Genomic DNA, 19,164 nt, shown 5'->3' on the forward strand with positions numbered 1-19,164 from the left:
TCCTTAGTTATTTATTAGTTGCATATTGGCGATCTTCTCTTCCAGCTGACGCATCTTCTCCTCCTGGAGCACACGCTTGTATTCGATAGGAGTGACAAGGATGAAGTCCTCCACATAGCGGTTCCAGTCGTCAAGCATGCGGCGTGCCAAGGCAGAACCCGTATATAGGTAGTGCTGGCGGATGAGTTCGTGAAGCTCCTTGCGTGCCGAGCTTTCCTCGACGAGCGAAATCTCCACCTGATCCATATTGCAGAAATAATCGAATGTGTGTTCACGGTCCCAGACGTAAGCCAGACCTCCACTCATACCGGCGGCAAAATTGCGACCTATCTGTCCAAGTACCACTACGCGACCGCCGGTCATATACTCGCAGCAATGGTCGCCGGCGCCTTCCACTACTGCTGTAGCTCCTGAGTTGCGGACGCCGAAGCGCTCGCCCACACGACCGTTGACATACAGTTCGCCACCGGTGGCGCCGTACAGTCCTGTGTTGCCGGCAATGATATTGTCCTCAGCCACGAAGTCTGCACTCGTACGTGACGGAGGAAGAATGCTGATACGTCCGCCGGAGAGTCCCTTGGCGAAGTAGTCGTTAGCCTCGCCTTCCAGCCTGACGTTGACGCCACGGACAGCGAAGGCTCCGAAGCTCTGACCTGCCGAACCCTTGAACTTTATGTTAATGGTGGAATCGGGCAGTCCCTCCTCGCCATAACGCTTGGCAATGACGCCAGAGAGCATGGTGGTAACGGCGCGGTCCGTATTCTTGATGGCGTAGTCCAGATTCACCTCCTCCTTGTTCTCGATGGCTTTAGCACAGGCAGAGATGATGTCTTCGTCCTTCACGCCGCTCACCTTCGTAAATTCGCTACGGTCCCAATAGAGAGCCTTCTCCGTGTCAGGACGATGAAGCAGTCGACTGAAGTCGATGGTTCCCAACTTGGAAGCCTTGTCCTGCGGGATTACCTCTATCATGTCCGTGCGACCGATGATGTCCTTAAGATGTCTTACGCCAAGCTCAGACAGATATTCGCGCGTCTGCTGGGCAAGGAACGTGAAGAAGTTGACCACGTATTCGGCACGTCCGCGGAACTTGGCACGAAGGGTTTCGTCCTGCGTTGCCACACCTACGGGACACGTATTGGTGTTGCACTTGCGCATCATCAGACAGCCGAGCACGATGAGAGGCAGCGTGCCGAAAGAGAACTCGTCTGCACCGAGCATTGCCATGATGATGACATCGCGTGCCGTCTTGAGCTGTCCGTCAGTCTGAAGGCGGACCTGATCGCGCAGACCGTTGAGCACTAGCGTCTGCTGAGCCTCAGCCAGACCTATCTCGGGCGATATACCGGCAAATCGCATTGACGATACGGGGCTTGCTCCAGTTCCGCCCTCGGCACCGGAAATGACGATGAGGTCAGCCTTTGCCTTTGCCACGCCGGCAGCAATGGGGCCCACACCGCTCTCTGCCACAAGCTTGACGCTGACAGCGGCGGTAGGATTGATGTTCTTGAGGTCGAAAATCAGCTGGGCAAGGTCCTCGATGGAATAGATGTCGTGATGTGGCGGTGGCGAAATAAGAGTGATTCCGGGGATGGCATTACGCGTCTTGGCAATGATCTTGTTCACCTTGAAGCCGGGCAACTGTCCGCCTTCACCAGGTTTTGCACCCTGCGCCACCTTGATTTGCAGCTCCTCTGCATTGACCAGATATTCAGCCGTAACGCCGAAACGTCCAGAAGCAATCTGCTTGGTCTTGCTGCTGAGCGACACGCCGTCCACCTCCGTGTGGTAACGGACATTGTCCTCGCCGCCCTCACCCGTATTGCTTCGTGCTCCAAGACGGTTCATTGCCAAGGCAAGAGCCTCATGCGCCTCGATGCTGAGTGCACCGAACGACATGGCTCCTGTGACGAAGTGGCGTACGATGCTCTCCACCGGCTCAACCTCGTCAAGCGGTGTAGGCGTGGCAGCCTTCTTGAAGGTAAGCAGATTGCGAAGGAAGATGGGGCGCTGACCCTTCTCGGTGTCTCCCGTAGCGGAGTGAGTGTCAACGATTGCTGCCCACTCCTTAAACTGCTTATAGCTGCCCAAGCGTGTGGCAAGCTGCAGTTTCGTTATGGTTTCGGGGTTCCATGCGTGCTCGATGCCGTCCTTCCTGTAACTGAAAAGACCGTTGTTAGGAAGGAAATACTTCTCCTCCGCTTTCTCCACCGGAGACGGGAAGAAAGCAGACTGATTGAGTTCGGTGTATTCTCTCGCGATATCCTTCAGACCGATACCGCCGATGGTGCTTATCTCCGTGCCGAAATGCTTTCTGAGCAATGCCTCTGATATACCGATACTCTCGAATATCTTGGCTCCACGATAAGAACGGATGGTGGATATGCCCATCTTCGACATTATCTTCTTCAGACCCTTGTCCACAGCCTTGATGTAATTCTGTTCGGCTGTATGATATTCTTCCTGAATCTTATGTGTAGAGACAAGGTGGTCTATGATGGCGAAGGTCATGTACGGGCAGATGGCGCTGGCTCCGTAGCCGAGCAGCAAGGCGGCGTGCATCACCTCCCTTATCTCGCCGCTCTCCACGATGATGGCTGTCTGAACACGCTTGCCCACGGAGATAAGATAATGGTGGACGGCGCTTACGGCGAGAAGCGACGGTATGGCAGCATGCTTGCCGTCGATATCGCGATCGGTAAGAATGATATAGTTGACGCCCTCGTCAACGCTCTCCTCCGCCTTCTTGCACAGATTGTCCAAGGCGCTGCGCAGACTGCTTTCGCCTTTCTCCACATCGAAGAGCATAGGCAGCTTCACGGTGTTGAATCCCTTATAGCGGATATTGCAAAGCAGGTCTAACTCGGTATTGGTGAGCACGGGCTGCGGCAGACGCACCATCTTGCAGTTGCTTTCGTCGGGAGTAAGAATGCCGCTACCCACACGTCCGATGTATTCTGTAAGTGACATAACCAGTTCCTCACGAATAGGGTCGATGGCAGGGTTGGTGACCTGCGCAAACTGCTGACGGAAATAATTGAACAACAGCTGCGGACGCTCGCTCAGTACGGCGAGTGGCGTGTCGTTACCCATAGCAGCCACCGGCTCCTGTCCCTTTGTACACATAGGTATGATGGTGCGGTCAATGTCTTCTTCGCCGAAGCCGAAGGCACGCAGCTTCGTGTCGTAGTCAGTAACGGAGTTGGCTACCTTACGACCACTTCTGAGGTTCTCAAGCTGAATGCGTCCTGTGGAGAGCCACTGGCGATAAGGATGCTCATGAGCCAAACAGTCCTTTATTTCGCCGTCATAATATATCTTGCCTTCTTCGGTGTCGATAAGCAGAATCTTTCCCGGCTCAAGACGTCCCTTGCTGACGACGTCAGACGGCTCGAAGTCCATGACGCCGACCTCGCTTGCCACCACCATCATGCCGCTCTTTGTTATCGTATAGCGTGACGGACGAAGACCGTTGCGGTCGAGCATGCCGCCAGCATAACGTCCGTCCGAGAACATAAGCGCAGCAGGACCGTCCCACGGCTCCATCAAGATGGAGTAATACTCGTAAAAAGCTTTGAGGTCTTCGGATATAGGATTCTTGTCGTTGAACGATTCGGGCACAAGAATGGCCATGGCTTGAGGCAGACTCATGCCGCTCATTATCAGAAACTCGAACACGTTGTCCAGCGAAGCCGAGTCGCTCATGTCGTCCTCCACGATGGGCAGGATGTCCTTGATGTCGCCTAAAGCGCCCGAACTGAGCACGCTCTCTCGTGCCTTCATCCACGCACGGTTGCCTCGCACGGTGTTTATTTCGCCGTTATGACAGAGCAAGCGGAAAGGTTGGGCGAGTTTCCATTTAGGGAAAGTATTGGTGGAGAATCGACTATGCACCAGCGCCAGTCCCGAAGTGAAGTAAGGATTGGTAAGGTCCTGATAGAAGCGGCGCAGCTGTCCGCTCGTAAGCATACCTTTATAAACAATGTTCTTGGAAGATAATGAGCAGATATAGAACGAATCGATGCCAAGCGGCAGGATTCTGCGTTCGATGCGCTTTCTCACCTTATAAAGCTTGGTCTCAAGCGAAACGGTGTCTTTTCCTTCAGAGGATGTGGAGAGAGAGGGCATCGGTGCCACGAACATCTGGCGTATGTCGGGCATCACCTCGCGTGCTGCCACACCCGGTACGTCCTCGTTGACGGGCACGTTACGCAGATGCATCAGTTCCAGACCTTCACGTTCGATTTCCTCTATCATGATGTTCAGAATCTGATTCTGCAACTTCTCTTCTCGCGGAAGAAACACCAAGCCGGTTCCGTAACGTCCCTTTTCGGGCACGGGAATGCCTTGCAGCAGAATAAACTCGTGCGGAATCTGCACCATTATGCCAGCACCGTCACCTGTCTTGTCACGAGTTTCGGCACCACGGTGCTGCATGTTCTCCAACACACGCAGGGCGTTATCCACCAACTCATGACTCTTGCCTCCATGTATGTTCACCACCATTCCCACGCCACACGCATCGTGCTCGTAGGCTGAGGTATACAATCCTTGTTTTGCGTCCATAATATAATGTTTGGTTGATACCTTAAAACAACTTCTTACCCGAAGGATTTTTTCTTATTTACAATCCAACAACGGTTTTCCCAGTCCTTGCTTACACTTTGTTCGTATATTGCAACAATCAACAGCAATATACAAGCTTATTTGTGTTTTCAGTTACAAAAGTAAGATAATGTATTAAAATACGCAAATATTACGACAGTTTTTTGCTTCAATAGCTGATATTTTGTTACGAAAACAACTAAATGAATGACGTTTTTATATTAATATGTAAGATACGTAAACAAAAACCGAATAATATATAAGCAAGACAAGTGTTCTGAAAAAAAAGCTGAATTTAAGCTTGGAACGTATACTGGCTATGTACGCATAGGCACGTATATATACAAAAAGAGAGGATATCGCATCAGCAATATCCTCTCTTGTGCTATGTGATCCGCATGGGGCTCGAACCCATGACCCCAACATTAAAAGTGTTGTGCTCTACCAGCTGAGCTAGCGGATCTCCGTAAAGCGAGTGCAAAGGTAAGCATTTTTTCTTTACCTTGCAAATTATTCGTCATTTTTTTACTCTTTCGGACCGTCTTCAATCGCTTGTACATCATCAAGATGCTCTTTCGTGACATATCGCTGCCAGTAAGCAATGATGAGTGTAGTGAGCGGAAGGGCTATGATCAGACCGATGAAACCGAGCAATGCACCCCATACAGAGAGCGAGAGAAGGAGAATGGCAGGATTGAGTCCCATCGCCTTTCCCATGATTTTCGGAGTCACAATCATGTCCGTTATTATCTGCACCACAATGAACAGACCCACAGCCAGTCCGAAGACCATCCAGAAGTTCTGTCCCGTATCAGCCGCCTTGAGCATGGCGAGGAACGCCGTAGGGATGAGGGCAAAGGTATGGAGGTAAGGCACGAGGTCCATCACACCGATGAGAATGCCCAGACCAATGGCCATCGGGAAGTCCATAATACTGAATCCGATGCAGAACATGATGCCCATGCAGAGCGCCACAAGGCTCTGACCGCGGATATAGTTGTTTAGCTCACGCTCCACGTCCACGGCAAGGACGCGCCAGAACGGGCGCAGCTTCTTTGGGAAGATCCTTATCCAGTTGGTGGTGAGGAACTCGTAATCGAGGAGTATGAAGAACATGTAGAGCAGCGTAATACATGACGCCACAATGCTCATCACAATGGTGGCGGTCTGGCCTATCACGGCAAACACCTTGGGCATCGTGGTCTTAAGAGTCTCCTTGAAGTCGTTGCTCTTGAAGAAGCGCTCGATGTCAGTCTGGTTGTTCTCAATCCATCGCTTGACGAGGGAGGTGAGGTCGTTGGTGTGTGTGGTCTGATGCAGCCAGTGCATCAGCACTTCATAGAGCTTCTGGAACTGCCCAATCATGGGCGGAATGATGAAGTAAATCATCAGTCCGATAATACAAAGCACGAATCCCATTGCCAAGAGAATGGCAAGGGCACGCACCTTCACGTGCATACGATACTGTATGAACTTCACCATCGGGTAAAGCAGGTAAGCGAACAGCCATGCTATGAAGAATGGCAGAAGCACGCTGCTAAGAAAATTGACAATGTAAAGCACAGCAAACACGAGTAGTGTCGTGCCCGACCAGCGTATAAACTTATCGAATGTGATTTCTTGACGCATTTATCATTCTTGTGTTTTGGGGATTGACGCGTTTGTCAATCTTGTGTTTTTGATTTCTTATAGCATTCACGGCAGAGCGGCTCATATTCCGCCTTCTCTCCGATGAGCACCTGTTGCTCGTCATGCACCAGTCTGTGGCTGACGTAAGCCAGCGCACCGCACCTTACGCAGATGGCGTGCACCTTCATCACGTCGTCGGCAATGGCGCAGAGTCCAGGCATCGGTCCGAAGGGCTTGCCCTTGAAGTCCATGTCCAGTCCGGCAATAATGACGCGCACATTGTTGTCGGCAAGTTCGTTGCAGACATCCACAAGGTCGTCACCGAAGAACTGCGCTTCGTCTATGCCAACGACGTCAATGTCGTAACGGCGCTGGTCTGCCTCTCCCGTAGAGGGCAGTATGCGCAGGATGTCAGTAGCACACGATACCGGCGTAGACGTAACGGCGTTGCTGTCGTGCGACACGACGTTCTCCTCAGAATAGCGGTTGTCTATCTGAGGCTTGAATATAATAACCCTTTGGCGGGCGAAAGTTGCCCGCTTGATGCGGCGTATAAGTTCCTCTGTCTTTCCAGAGAACATGGAGCCGCACACCACTTCTATTCTTCCTTGGCGATGGAGCTCGCCTGCTGAATTTGTTGTCATCGTGGGTACAAAATTACGAATAGGATTTAAAAATTGCAAAGAAAGGTATGTTTTTTTTGCCGTTCTTGATTATTTCAACTATATTTGTCGCCTGATATGGGTATATTATATATTGTGCCTACTCCGGTGGGCAATATGGAGGATATGACGATGCGTGCCATACGCGTCCTGCGCGAGGCCGACCTTGTGCTTGCCGAGGACACGCGAACGTCTGGAATCCTGCTTCAGCACTTCGACATTAAGAACCGCCTGATGTCCCACCACAAGTTTAACGAACACGGGACAAGCGCTTCCATCGTAGAGCGTCTGAAGGCAGGAGAGACTATAGCGCTCATCAGCGATGCGGGCACACCCGGCATCAGCGACCCGGGCTTTTTCCTTGCGAGGGAGGCTGCCCGCGCCGGCATCACCGTACAGTGTCTGCCAGGCGCCACGGCATTCGTCCCGGCGATAGTAAGTTCAGGTCTGCCCTGCGACCGTTTCTGCTTCGAGGGCTTCCTTCCGCAGAAGAAAGGTCGTCAGACGCTGCTTGAAGCGCTGAGCACAGAGACGCGCACCATGATATTCTATGAGTCGCCGTACCGTCTGGTGAAGACATTGGAACAGTTCGCTTCCGTCTTCGGCGAGACACGCCAATGTTCGGTGTGCCGCGAGATATCGAAGGTGCACGAAGAGAGCGTACGCGGCACATTGGCAGAAGTGCTCGCCCACTTCCGCGAGACTGAACCGCGAGGCGAAATTGTGGTATGCGTGGCTGGTATCGGCGAAGGTGAGATGTCGTCGTTCAAGGCTCTCAAGGCGCAAGCCAAGGAACGCAAACCCAAACTCAGCAACAAGGAACGCTACGCCCTGCGCGAAGCCGCTCCCGAAGAATTCAAGAAAAAGAAATTCAGAAATCAAGAAGAATAATAACCAAAACACGACTAATATGAAGCATCTTTCGTTTTTACTGTTAGGACTTGCACTCTTCATGTTCGCATCATGCGGCAACAACGAGAAGAAGGCTCCTGTTGATAATGTAGAGCAGAACGATTCTCTACAGAGAATCATCAGCCAAAAGGACAGCGAGATTAACGACATGATGGAGACTTTCAACCAAATCCAGCAAGGTCTCCAGGAAATCAATGAGGCGGAGAAACGCGTCAACCTTGTCAAGGACGGCGAGGGCAGCAACAAGCGCCGCCAGATCATCGAGAACATCCAGTTCATCGCCAACACCATGAAGCAGAACCGCGCTCTCATCGAGAAGCTGCGCCAGCAGATGCGCGAGTCGAGCGTTAAGGGCGACCAGCTCCACAAGACTCTGGACGACCTCGTGAAGCAGCTCAACGAGAAGGACGACGAACTGAAGAAGCTCCGCTCAGAGCTTGAGGCAAAGGACATTCATATTGCCGAACTGGACAAGACCATCACCGACCTTAACGACAACGTATCGTCACTGACCACAGAGTCGTCAAAGAAGACGGAGACCATCAACGCCCAGGACAAGCAGCTCAACACAGCATGGTTTGTCTTCGGTACGAAGCGTGAGCTGAAGGAACAGCGCATTATCGACGGCAGAAGGGTGCTCGAGGCTAACTTCAACAAGAACTACTTCACGAAGATTGACATCCGCGTGCAGAAGGAAATCAAGCTCTACTCAAAGTCAGCAAGAATCCTGACCATGCACCCGTCAAGCTCGTACACACTCCAGCAGGACGCCAACAAGCAGTACGTGCTCCGAATCAACAACCCGCAGATATTCTGGTCAACAAGCAAGTATCTCGTAATATTAGTGAAATAAAAAAACATAGTTTTATAATATAGTTGAGAGCCTTATAAAAGTGGAATACTTTATAAGGCTCTCATTTTTTATTATCCGACATTGCAATAGAATGTATATCAATTGCAGTTTATCGGTGTGTTTGCTGCGGTAGGCAGGGCTTTGACAAAAACCTTTATCCACAATCCGCTTATGCTTTTCAAGCCTTCGGCAATTCCTTTATGGTATATATGGTCTTATGAGAACAAGTTCTCACGCCCATATATGCCATAAATGAATGAGAGGCTTTCGCCTCTCTCGAAAAGCACAAGCGGAAAAAACAAAGAAAAGCACAAGGTTACATGAGGATGTAATAACTAAATAAATTGAGGGGAGACCTCCGCTACTGTGTAACCTTGTGTTTTTCTTGTTTTTGTCAAAGCCATACCTAACCGGATTACACCACTAAATTCCTGTTTATGCCACTTCCAATAGCAGAACTCTCATTTTCTTATACCGTTCCCTGCGCCAGATTTCTTCCTGCATCGAGGCGGAGGAAGATGAAGAGGAGGATGGTGAAACCCCATAACGACGAACCGCCGTAACTGAAGAACGGCAGCGGGATGCCGATAACTGGCGTCAGTCCCAACACCATGCCCACATTGATGAACACATGGAAGAGGAAGACTGAGGCTACACAATAGCCGTAAACTCTGCCGAAACGGAACGGCTGACGTTCCGCAAGCTTTATAAGGCGGAGGATAAGGCATAGGAACAGCACGAGCACTCCTGCAGAACCGATGAAGCCTTCCTCCTCTCCTACCGTGCAGAAGATGAAGTCGGTGTCCTGTTCGGGCACGAACTTGAGCTTCGTCTGCGTGCCGTTAAGAAATCCTTTTCCCTTCAAGCCACCTGATCCGATGGCTATCTCACTCTGATGTACGTTATATCCGGCACCCGCAAGGTCTTCCTCCAGTCCGAGCAACACATTGATGCGCACTCGCTGGTGAGGCTCCATGACATTGTTGAGCACGTAGTCAGCCGAATAGAAGAAGGCTATGGAACCTACTGAGAAGGCGAGGATAAAGAAGTATTGCGGAATGCGCGTACGCAGACAGTCGTAAAGCAGATAGAGAATGATGCCGAGACATACGACGAGCTGCACCCACGTGACGTCAAACGGTATGACGTAAACGGAGAAAAGCACGCCGAGCAGGGTGATGCCTATGGAATATGCCAGAATGATGTTGGTCTTGCGACGGTCGTCCAGATAGACGCGAAGCATGCAGGCAGTGAATACCTGAACCATCAGCAAGACGGCGAACTTGCCCACAGACGTAGGCGTATTGAGGAAGTCGACGCCCTCATACTTGATGCCCACAACGAAATAAACCACCATCGCCACTCCCGTGAAGAGGATGCTGCCCGGCATTCCCTCACGATAAAGCATGAGGAAGAAGGTGAGATAAACGAGCGCACTACCCGTCTCGCGCTGTCCCACGATGCAGAGCATCGGGATGAAGATGATGGCGCAGGCGGCGGCAAAGTCCTTCCATCGGTGTATGTTGAATCCGTAGGCACTCATCAGCTTGGCAAGCGCAAGGGCTGTGGCGAACTTGCCGAACTCAGCCGGCTGCAGTCGGAGAGGTCCGATCACCAGCCAAGAGTGCGAGCCCTTGATGTCGTGCGGATTGAAGATGGTGGCAAAGAGTAGCAGCAGCAACACTCCGTATATAATAAAGGAGAAGGTGTCGTAGATGCGCGTGTCGGTCATCATGATGACAAAGCCAAGACAGATGCTCGTGCCTATCCACACTATCTGCATGCCCGAACGGGTGCTGAGCGAGAAGATATCGTTCTCGCCGAAGGTGTAGCTGGCACCGCAGATGCTCAACCATCCAAATGCCATCAGGGCAAGGTAGAGGATAATGGTTATCCAGTCCACCTGCGTCCATAAACTCTGACGTTTGTTTATTGCCATATTTATTGCTTGAATGTTCCTGTTTTTTTATTCTGAAGTCTTGGCTTCCGCTGGCTTGGCAGCGCTTTCTTTGGCTGCCTCAGCGTTCTGACCTTCAGCCGACGCTTTCTGCTTCAGCTTTCTGGTCTTTGCAGCCATCTTGGCTTTCTTTTCCTTTTCCTGTCCAGGGAAACGCGGTCCGTATCCGATGCGGCGTGCCTGCATAGCGGCAGCCTCCCGCTCTGACGACGGCGACAGATGGCCGTTGATATACTGTTCCATCATCAACGATCCGATGGGCACACCGAAGTCGGCACCCCATCCGCCGTTCTCCACGTACACGGCAATGGCTATCTTAGGCTTGTTCATCGGTGCGAAGCCCATGAATACGGAGTGGTCGCGACCGTGGTTCTGCGCCGTACCGGTCTTTCCGCATGCCTCAAAGGGCAGTCTGGACAGCATCTTACACGTTCCCCTCATTGCTGACGAGCGCATGCCAGCCACCACATAGTCGTAAGCACGGCGCGACGCCTTCGTATGGTGCGGATGGCGGAAAGCGTCGTCCAGCGGTTCGCCCTCCACCTTACGTACCACGTGCGGCGTATAGAAATAGCCGCGGTTGGCGATAGTGGCACCGAGATTGGCTATCTGAAGCGGCGTCAGCGTCACCTCGCCCTGTCCGATGGAGATGGAGACGATGGTCAGTCCGTTCCACGAGCCATGATAGTTGCGGTCATAGTATTCCGCATTCGGTATCATACCACGCTTCTCGCCGGGAAGGTCGATGCCGAGCTTATATCCGAATCCCATCGAAACCATATAGTCACGCCACATGTTCATGGCGTCCTCCACGGTGTGATACTTGGCACGACTGCCTATCATATAGTAGAGTCCCCAACAGAAGTAGGCGTTGCAGGATGTGGATATGGCCTCCACAAGGGATATTGGAGAAGAATGGGAGTGGCATCCAACGTGAAGTCCGCGGCAATAGAATCCGCGGTGACAGGGAAATGCCGTCGACGGCGTAACTATTCCTTCGGTTAGATAAGTGAGCGCCTGTGAGGTCTTGAACGTCGATCCCGGCGGATACATACCCATGATGGAGCGGTTGAGCAGCGGCTTCCATGCGTCGCGTGATAGCAGACGGTGGTTCTTGCTTCTGGAACGTCCCACCATGATGCGCGGGTCGTAACTCGGAGCAGACACCATGCAGAGCACCTCGCCCGTGGAAGGCTCGATGGCCACGATGGATCCCATCTTGCCTTCAAGCAGACGCTCGCCGAGAGCCTGCAGATTGGCGTCAATGCTGAGCGTAAGGTCTTTGCCCGCCACCGGCCGGCGGTCGTAGATGCCATGCTGATACTGTCCCTGTATTCGTCCACGTGCGTCACGGAGAAGCACCTGCACGCCTTTCTCGCCGCGCAGCTCCTTCTCGTAATATTTCTCCACACCGAGCTTGCCGATATAGTCGCCCGGCTGGTAATAGCTGTCGTCCTCGATGTCAGCCGGCGATACCTCAGCCACATCGCCGAGGATGTGCGCCGCATAGCCATACTGATACTGTCGGATGCTGCGCTTCTGAACGTAGAAGCCGGGGAAGCGGAACATCTTCTCGCGGAAACGGCTGAACTCCTCGTACGAGAGCTGGCTCATGAATATCTGCTGCGTATAGCGCGAGTAGCCGGGATTCTTCGAGTAGTCCTTGATGTCGTTCATCCTCTTGATGAAAAACTCCTTAGTGATGCCGAGCGCCTGGCAGAACTCTGTCGTGTCGATGCGTCCGCTCTCCTCGTTCATAATCACCATGATGTCGTAAGCGGGCTGATTATATACGAGGAGCTTGCCGTTACGGTCGGAGATGGCTCCGCGTGACGGATATTCTATTTTCTTCAGAAAGGCATTCGAGTCGGCGTTCTTCTTATAGTCGTCGCTCAAAAGCTGAAGCGTGAAGAGGCGTATGATATAGACCACGACAATGGCAATAGCCACGCCGCCTATCACATAACGCCGTTTATCGAGATTGTAGTCGCTCATTATCGTCTTCTGAGATTTTCGATTACCAATATAAGTACCGTGGTGAGTGCCGTACATGCCGCAACGGTGACAGCCCACTGCAGGATGTTATACATATTGAACGCCTCAAGCGTGAAGAACGTCAGACAGTAGACCAACACCATGAAGATGGTGTAGCTGACATACTTCGACGTACCGAGCGTGGCGAACGACGGACGGAGGTCGTCGGCGCTGTCGCGGGGCACGAAGAGTGTGAGAAGGTAAGGCTGGAGAAGTCCGAGGAGCGTCATCGAAGCCGCTCCCACTCCCGGCGTGTTGGAGAACACGTCCACGGCAAGTCCGATGGCGAAGCTCCAGAGGAGTGTCTGCCAGCGTGGCGTATCGCGTCGTGTGGGGAGCACGAAATAGACGTACAGCAGCGGCGTGGCACATCCGAAGAGGCGGATATGATTGAGCACGAGCGTCTGTACGACAACCAGTATGATGAAGAAGACGATGTTTCTGAAGAAATTCAAGTTCATTTTAAGCCTTTCTCTTTACTCACGCGCCTTCAGGGAATCCTGGGCGGCGTGAAGGATTTCGAGTTTCTTGTCCATTTCGGGGTCGTTGATGACGCAGACGTCACGCAGACGTGTGAAGTCGGTGGAGAGGTCCACCTTCAGACGATAGGACATTCCGTTCTCTGAGTTATAGACATGCTTGATGCGTCCGACGAAGATGCCCGGCGGGAACACGGAAGAATAGCCGGACGTAACCACATACTCGCCCAGCTTGAAGTGGGCATGACGCGGTATGTCGTCCACGTAGGCCGACGCGGGCGAGCCTCCGGTCCACTTGAGGTAACCGAAATAGCCTCTTCCCTTTATGGCGCAGCTGATGCTCGACTGCTGGCTGAGCACCGGTATGATGACCGAATAATGGTCTGACGTAAGATAAACGATGCCCACGACACCCGTGCCGCAGATTACGCCCATGTCTTTCTTTACACCGTCAAGTGAGCCCTTGTCTATGGTGATGAAGTTGTTGGCCTTGTCGAGCGACGAGCTTACCACCTTGGCAGGAATGGTCTGCAGTCCGGCGATGACGTTCTTCTGCATCTTCTCTACGAGGGAAGAGTCGCGTGTGGCTGTGCGCAGCTTCTCGCTGAGCTGTTCCACCTCACGCTCCAGATAGATATTGCGCTGGGTGAGCTGTTCGTTCACGTCGATGAGCGAGAAGTACTGTCCCACGGCGGAGTTCCACTCGAAGAGCTTGCCTGACACCGCGTTGGCTGACGAGAACCACACGCTGCCCTGATAGCTGTTGTAGCGGAAGAGCAGCACGGCGCTGATGACTTCGAGCAGGACGAAGACGAACCAATGGTTATGGCGCGAAAGAAAATCTAATAGGTTGCGCATTGTGTTTTAAAAGTGAAAAAAAGTAAAAGAGCAAAAAAGTAAAAAAGTAAAAAGATAACTTTACCTCTTTACTTTTTTACTGTTTTACTTTCGTTTTTCTTATCTCATAAGGAAGGAGAAGCGGTCGATGTTCTTCAGAGCCACTCCCGCACCCTTGGCAACGCTGTGGAGCGGATCCTCGGCGATGTGGAACGGAATGTTGATCTTATCTGTAAGACGCTTGTCAAGACCGCGGAGGAGAGCTCCGCCACCGCTGAGATAGATGCCGTTCTTCACGATGTCGGCATAGAGTTCAGGCGGTGTGTTCTCCAAAGCGGAGAGCACTGCGTTCTCAATCTTTGCCACTGTCTTGTCCAGGCAGTGTGCAATCTCCTGATAGCATACGGGCACCTCCATCGGGAGAGCCGTGATGCGGTTCGGACCGTGTACGATGAAGTCCTCGGGAGCCTCGTCGCCCAGCTCGGTAAGAGCCGAACCTACGTGTATCTTGATACGCTCTGCCATACGCTCCGAAACCTTCACGTTGTGCTGGCGCGACATATACTCCTGGATGTCGGCGGTGAGGTCGTCACCTGCGGTACGGATGGAGTTGTTAGATACGATGCCGCCAAGTGAGATAACGGCAATCTCCGTAGAACCGCCACCTATATCGACAATCATGTTGCCCTCCGGGGCTTCCACGTCAATGCCGATGCCGATGGCTGCTGCCATAGGCTCGAAGATAAGGTAGACGTCACGACCGTCAGCGTGCTCGGCGCTGTCGCGTACGGCGCGCAGCTCCACCTCGGTGGAACCTGAAGGAACGCCGATGACCATGCGGAGCGACGGCGAGAAGAGACGGCTGCCTGTATGGACCATCTTGATAAGTCCGCGCATCATCTGCTCGCAGGCTGTAAAGTCGGCGATGACGCCGTCACGCAGAGGGCGGATGGTGCGGATGTTGTCATGAGTCTTCTCATACATCATCTTCGCCTTCGATCCGACGGCAATCATCTTGTCGGTGCGGCGGTCGAGAGCCACTACCGACGGCTCGTCAACGACGATCTTGTCATCGCTGATGATGATGGTGTTGGCAGTGCCAAGGTCCATCGCAATTTCTTGTACGAATGATAAAAATCCCATATTTTCAGTATTCTTTATCCTTATCTAAAAACGTATCTGTTTCTGCAACAGTCTTTTTCTTTATTTCTCAAACCAGGCGTGGATGGCAGTGTCGTAGTGGCTGCTTACGCCGAAAGCGCGAGTAGCGAACATCTTGCGGTCCTCGAGGTCTGTCTGAGCGCCCTTCTTGTTAAGGATGTCGAGAAGCACGCCGTATTCTGCCTTGCTGGGCACGATAACCACATCCTTGAAGTTCTTGGCTCCTGCACGGATGAGCGAGATGCCGCCTATATCGATCTTCTCGATGATGTCAGCCTCAGAAGCTCCGCTTGCTACGGTCTGCTCGAAGGGATAGAGGTCAACGATTACGAGGTCGATTTCAGGGATGGCATATTCTGCCATCTGCTGCTGGTCGCCTTCGTTGTCGCGACGAGCGAGGATGCCACCGAAAATGCGGGGATGGAGCGTCTTTACGCGTCCGCCGAGAATTGAGGGATAAGAGGTGACGCTCTCCACTGCCTGACACTCGTAGCCGAGTGACTCAATGAAAGTTTGAGTGCCGCCTGTTGAAAGAAACTTCACACCTTCTTCGTTCAGCTTCTTGAGAAGCTCGTCGAGACCATCCTTGTGGAAAACCGAGATAAGCGCGGTCTTGATTTTTTTTGTACCAGCCATTTTTTTGTTGTCGTAAAATTTATGTTCTTATAGAGCCTGGATAAAGCCAAAAGCTATCCTTTGAACTGCAAAGTTAGTAAAAACCAATGACATTATTATTATAAAAATTCAAAAAACTACTGATTTAACCAAATTTGTTGACATATGCAACTGAGCACCCGCCACTTGTGGCAGATTTGAGCTACACACAAGCACAATATTTGCCTTTCAAACGCTCAATACTGCGAGCTGAACGCACAAAGAAATCTTCGGTGCGAAATTCTCGAGTTTTGAGAGGTTTGAGACAGACGGCTCATACACAGCAAGTTAAGGCAGACGGAAATGGAAAAGCAAAAGAAAAACATGGGCAAAGCCTTACTTTCATGCCGCCAAAGAGCCACTCTAACGCCCTCATTAAGCCACTACGACGAAGCGAAAGAGCCACTATAGGCGTACGAAAGAGCCAGTATCGGAAGCCAGAAAAGGCTTTACAAGACAACAAGCCGACGACGGACACCATGAAAAGCACGAAAAACGTGGAACTGATTCTCTAAAACGAAAAAATATTTTGTAACACATTTTTACCATTTGTGCGATATTTGCATTTTCCGGAAGTACCACAAAAAAGGCTGAAAAGCAGAAAAACAAAAAAGGCTTACAGTAAGAAACTGTAAGCCTGAATTTCGTAGCGGGACCCAGGATTGAACTGGGGACCTCATGATTATGAATCATGCGCTCTAACCAGCTGAGCTATCCCGCCATCGTTTGATTGCGGGTGCAAAGGTAATACATTTTTGTTAACCTCCAAAACTTTTGGCAGAAAAAATTCATATTTCGGATAAAAAAGTGTATTTTTGCAGAAAAAACAGACGTCGCACCCCTAAAATCACTACGCAAACAACAAAAAAAAACGATCTATCATAATGGGAAAATCAAGAATCGAGATAGAGCACACCCTTAACTCCACATCACGAAATATCATCTGGCAACTCATCGGAACGGCTGCCGGATTGGAGAAATGGCTTGCCGACTCCGTACAGATTGACGGCGACAAGGCTAAATTCGGATGGGGCGACGACTGGCGCCATCACGAAATAAGATGCGCCACGGTGATAACGATAGACAAGTTTAAGCGAATCGTGTGGAGATGGGACGACGAAGACGACACGTCGTACGTCGAGATAAGAATGGAGCGAAGCCAGATGACACAACAGTATACATTATATATAACGGACTTCACGGACGAGGACGACATGGAATGGCTCCGAGATGCATGGAAGCACAACTTCAAGCGGCTCTACCAGTCGTGCGGAGTTTGACTCCATGACACCACAAAGCGCACGGACGAACCGCTACTAATACCATATTTTAGGCACATACGCAAGAAATTAACGAGTATTTTGGATGTATGTAAATTATTTATGCTAATTTTGCAATACAATATAATATGACATCGCGCATACGCCTATATATAATAAGGTAAAAACAAAACGTAATGTTCCGCATAAAGAAATTAGATATTTTCATAGCCAAGCAGTTCGGACTCCTGTTCATAGGAACCTTCTTCATCTGCCAGTTCGTGCTGATGATGCAGTTCCTGTGGCGATATATTGACGAACTCATTGGCAAGGGCCTGTCAATGGACGTCCTCGCGGAGTTTTTCTGGTATATGGGACTGATGCTCGTGCCGCAGGCACTGCCGCTCGCCATCCTCCTTTCGTCGCTCATCACCTTCGGAAACATGGGCGAAAGCTCGGAGCTGACGGCAATAAAGGCAGCGGGAATATCACTGATGCAGGCTTTCCGGTCGCTGATTGTCATAACCCTGCTGACATTCCTCGCATCGCTCTACTTCCAGAATTCCATCGGACCCCACGCACAAAGACAGCTCTCGCTCATGCTCTTGTCAATGAAGCAGAAAAGCCCGGAGCTCGAAATACCGGAAGGCATCTTCTACGACGGCATACCCAACTCGAACATATACGTCCACCACAAGGACATGAAGTCGGGCAAGCTCTACTCCATCATGATTTACCGCATGACAGGATCGTACGAGGACCAGGCCATCATCCTTGCCGACTCAGGCATGCTGCAGGCCACAGCAGAGAAGAAGCACCTGCTCATGACGCTATGGAGCGGCGAGTGGTTTGAGAACATGCAGTCGCAGGAACTCGCCGGAAGCGCCGCCGTGCCCTACCGTCGCGAGTCGTTCACGTCAAAGCGAATACTGCTCGACTATGACGGCGACTTCAACATCAACGACGCATCGTCAATGTCGAACGACGCAAGAGGAAAGAGCTTCTCGCAGATAACGCACGACATGGACTCCATAAAGGAGACGTATGACAGCATAGGACGAGCATACTATAACGACGACAAGCTCATGGCGTTTGCCCTGCCGATGGTGTCGAAGACCGACTCGCTGCGGGCAATGAAGCTTGCCGCAACCGACAAGTATGACGTCGACTCGACCTTCGCCAAGCTGTCGCTCGACCAGCAGCGGTCTGCCACAAGCATCGCAGTACAGAAAGCACAGTCGAAGATGTCTGACCTCAGCTTCAAGGCGATGATAACCACCGACGGCGACAAGCTGATAAGACTGCACAAGATAGAATGGGTGGCGAAGATAACGCTGGCGCTGTCGTGCATCATATTCTTCTTCATCGGCGCTCCGCTCGGAGCCATCATCCGAAAGGGAGGACTGGGATTGCCGGTATTGATATCCGTGCTGGTGTTCATCCTCTACTACATCCTCGACAACTCGGGATACCAGATGGCAAAGCGCGGCATGTGGGCTATATGGTTCGGAAAAGGACTTGCCCCGGCAGTGCTCATACCGATGGCAGTGTTCTTCACGTATAAAGCCAACAAGGACTCCGTGGTGTTCAACATGGACGCCTACGTGGACATCATGAGACGACTGCTCGGACTGCGCGTCAAGCGACCCATCTACCGCAAGGAAGTTGTGATAAACGACCCCGCATACGCTGACGACCTCAGACGACTGGACGCCATAACGGAGAGAATAACCGAATACTCGGCTACGCACAAGCTGAAGCACGCACCCAACTGGGTGAAGGTGTTCTTCAAGTACGAGCCTGACCACCTCATCGAGAACATCAACGAGGAACTGGAAGCCGTAATAGAAGACCTCAGCAACTCGCGCGACCGCACCATCGTCAATCATCTGAGCGCCTACCCGATGATGTCAGTAAAGGCACATACCCGCCCCTTCGAGCGCAAGTGGATGAACATCGTTTCGGCAGCTATAATACCCGTGGGCTTCGTGCTCTACCTGCGTATGTGGCGATTCCGCCTGAGACTGTGGAAAGACCTGCAGAGAGTGAAGCAGGAGAACCAGATAATAACAGACAGAATAAGAATAATACTCGCTAAAAACAAATAAAAAAAAACAAACAT

At 51.5% G+C, this 19,164-nt stretch carries 13 protein-coding genes and 2 tRNA genes; 4 read left to right on the forward strand and 11 right to left on the reverse strand.

The genetic code is table 11. The features are described from left to right. Nucleotides 1-3: 3 nt before the first annotated feature. The 4 genes from gltB to CHL74_RS03205 all read right to left on the reverse strand — a co-directional run bounded on the left by gltB (nt 4) and on the right by CHL74_RS03205 (nt 6,878). Complete coding sequence (gene gltB, locus CHL74_RS03190; RefSeq protein WP_094879685.1) at nt 4-4,566, reverse strand: glutamate synthase large subunit; 4,563 nt, start codon at nt 4,564-4,566, stop codon at nt 4-6. Between the two features lie 429 nt (nt 4,567-4,995). Beyond that, nucleotides 4,996-5,068 (reverse strand) — tRNA-Lys (locus tag CHL74_RS03195). Nucleotides 5,069-5,130: 62 nt separating this feature from the next. Further along, nucleotides 5,131-6,234: an AI-2E family transporter gene (locus CHL74_RS03200; RefSeq protein WP_094879686.1), complete on the reverse strand. Its 1,104-nt coding sequence runs from the start codon at nt 6,232-6,234 to the stop codon at nt 5,131-5,133. 35 nt (nt 6,235-6,269) lie between these two features. Next, nucleotides 6,270-6,878, reverse strand: a complete 609-nt coding sequence (locus tag CHL74_RS03205; RefSeq protein WP_094879687.1) for a thymidine kinase — start codon at nt 6,876-6,878, stop codon at nt 6,270-6,272. A 96-nt stretch (nt 6,879-6,974) separates the two neighbouring features. Between CHL74_RS03205 and rsmI the strand changes: the two genes are divergently transcribed. After that, a complete protein-coding gene (gene rsmI, locus CHL74_RS03210; RefSeq protein ID WP_094879688.1) occupies nt 6,975-7,787 on the forward strand; it encodes a 16S rRNA (cytidine(1402)-2'-O)-methyltransferase in 813 nt (270 codons plus the stop codon). A 19-nt stretch (nt 7,788-7,806) separates the two neighbouring features. Then, the gene (locus tag CHL74_RS03215) at nt 7,807-8,661 is read left to right on the forward strand and encodes a hypothetical protein (protein ID WP_094879690.1); all 855 of its coding nucleotides are present in this window, start codon (nt 7,807-7,809) and stop codon (nt 8,659-8,661) included. Between the two features lie 469 nt (nt 8,662-9,130). Here CHL74_RS03215 and rodA read toward each other — a convergent pair whose 3' ends face one another. The 7 genes from rodA to CHL74_RS03255 form a co-directional block, all read right to left on the reverse strand. Further along, entirely contained in the window at nt 9,131-10,600 is a 1,470-nt protein-coding gene (rodA, locus tag CHL74_RS03220; RefSeq protein WP_094879692.1) for a rod shape-determining protein RodA, read from the reverse strand. Between the two features lie 27 nt (nt 10,601-10,627). Next, nucleotides 10,628-12,613 carry a penicillin-binding protein 2 gene (gene mrdA, locus CHL74_RS03225; RefSeq protein WP_094879694.1) on the reverse strand — a complete coding sequence of 662 codons (1,986 nt, stop codon included), beginning with the start codon at nt 12,611-12,613 and terminating at the stop codon, nt 10,628-10,630. Then, on the reverse strand, nt 12,613-13,113 hold the full coding sequence (gene mreD / locus CHL74_RS03230; RefSeq protein WP_094879695.1) for a rod shape-determining protein MreD: 501 nt from the start codon (nt 13,111-13,113) through the stop codon (nt 12,613-12,615). Before mreD ends, mrdA begins: the two co-directional genes overlap by 1 nt. A 15-nt stretch (nt 13,114-13,128) precedes the next feature. Continuing rightward, complete coding sequence (gene mreC / locus CHL74_RS03235; RefSeq protein WP_094879696.1) at nt 13,129-13,989, reverse strand: rod shape-determining protein MreC; 861 nt, start codon at nt 13,987-13,989, stop codon at nt 13,129-13,131. Nucleotides 13,990-14,088: 99 nt separating this feature from the next. After that, entirely contained in the window at nt 14,089-15,111 is a 1,023-nt protein-coding gene (locus tag CHL74_RS03240) for a rod shape-determining protein (protein WP_094879698.1), read from the reverse strand. Nucleotides 15,112-15,171: 60 nt separating this feature from the next. After that, entirely contained in the window at nt 15,172-15,765 is a 594-nt protein-coding gene (locus CHL74_RS03245; RefSeq protein ID WP_094879699.1) for an IMP cyclohydrolase, read from the reverse strand. A 665-nt stretch (nt 15,766-16,430) separates the two neighbouring features. Beyond that, a tRNA-Met gene (locus CHL74_RS03255) sits at nt 16,431-16,504 on the reverse strand. A gap of 163 nt (nt 16,505-16,667) precedes the next feature. On the opposite strand from CHL74_RS03255, the gene CHL74_RS03260 reads away from it, so the two are divergent. Then, nucleotides 16,668-17,063 carry an START-like domain-containing protein gene (locus CHL74_RS03260; protein WP_094879701.1) on the forward strand — a complete coding sequence of 132 codons (396 nt, stop codon included), beginning with the start codon at nt 16,668-16,670 and terminating at the stop codon, nt 17,061-17,063. A 176-nt stretch (nt 17,064-17,239) separates the two neighbouring features. Further along, nucleotides 17,240-19,150, forward strand: coding sequence for an LptF/LptG family permease (locus CHL74_RS03265; protein WP_094879703.1), 1,911 nt, complete (start codon nt 17,240-17,242; stop codon nt 19,148-19,150). Nucleotides 19,151-19,164 lie beyond the last annotated feature (14 nt).

Origin of the sequence: Prevotella sp. 885 (genome assembly GCF_002265625.1) — a bacterium.
In the GTDB taxonomy this organism is placed as follows: domain Bacteria; phylum Bacteroidota; class Bacteroidia; order Bacteroidales; family Bacteroidaceae; genus Prevotella.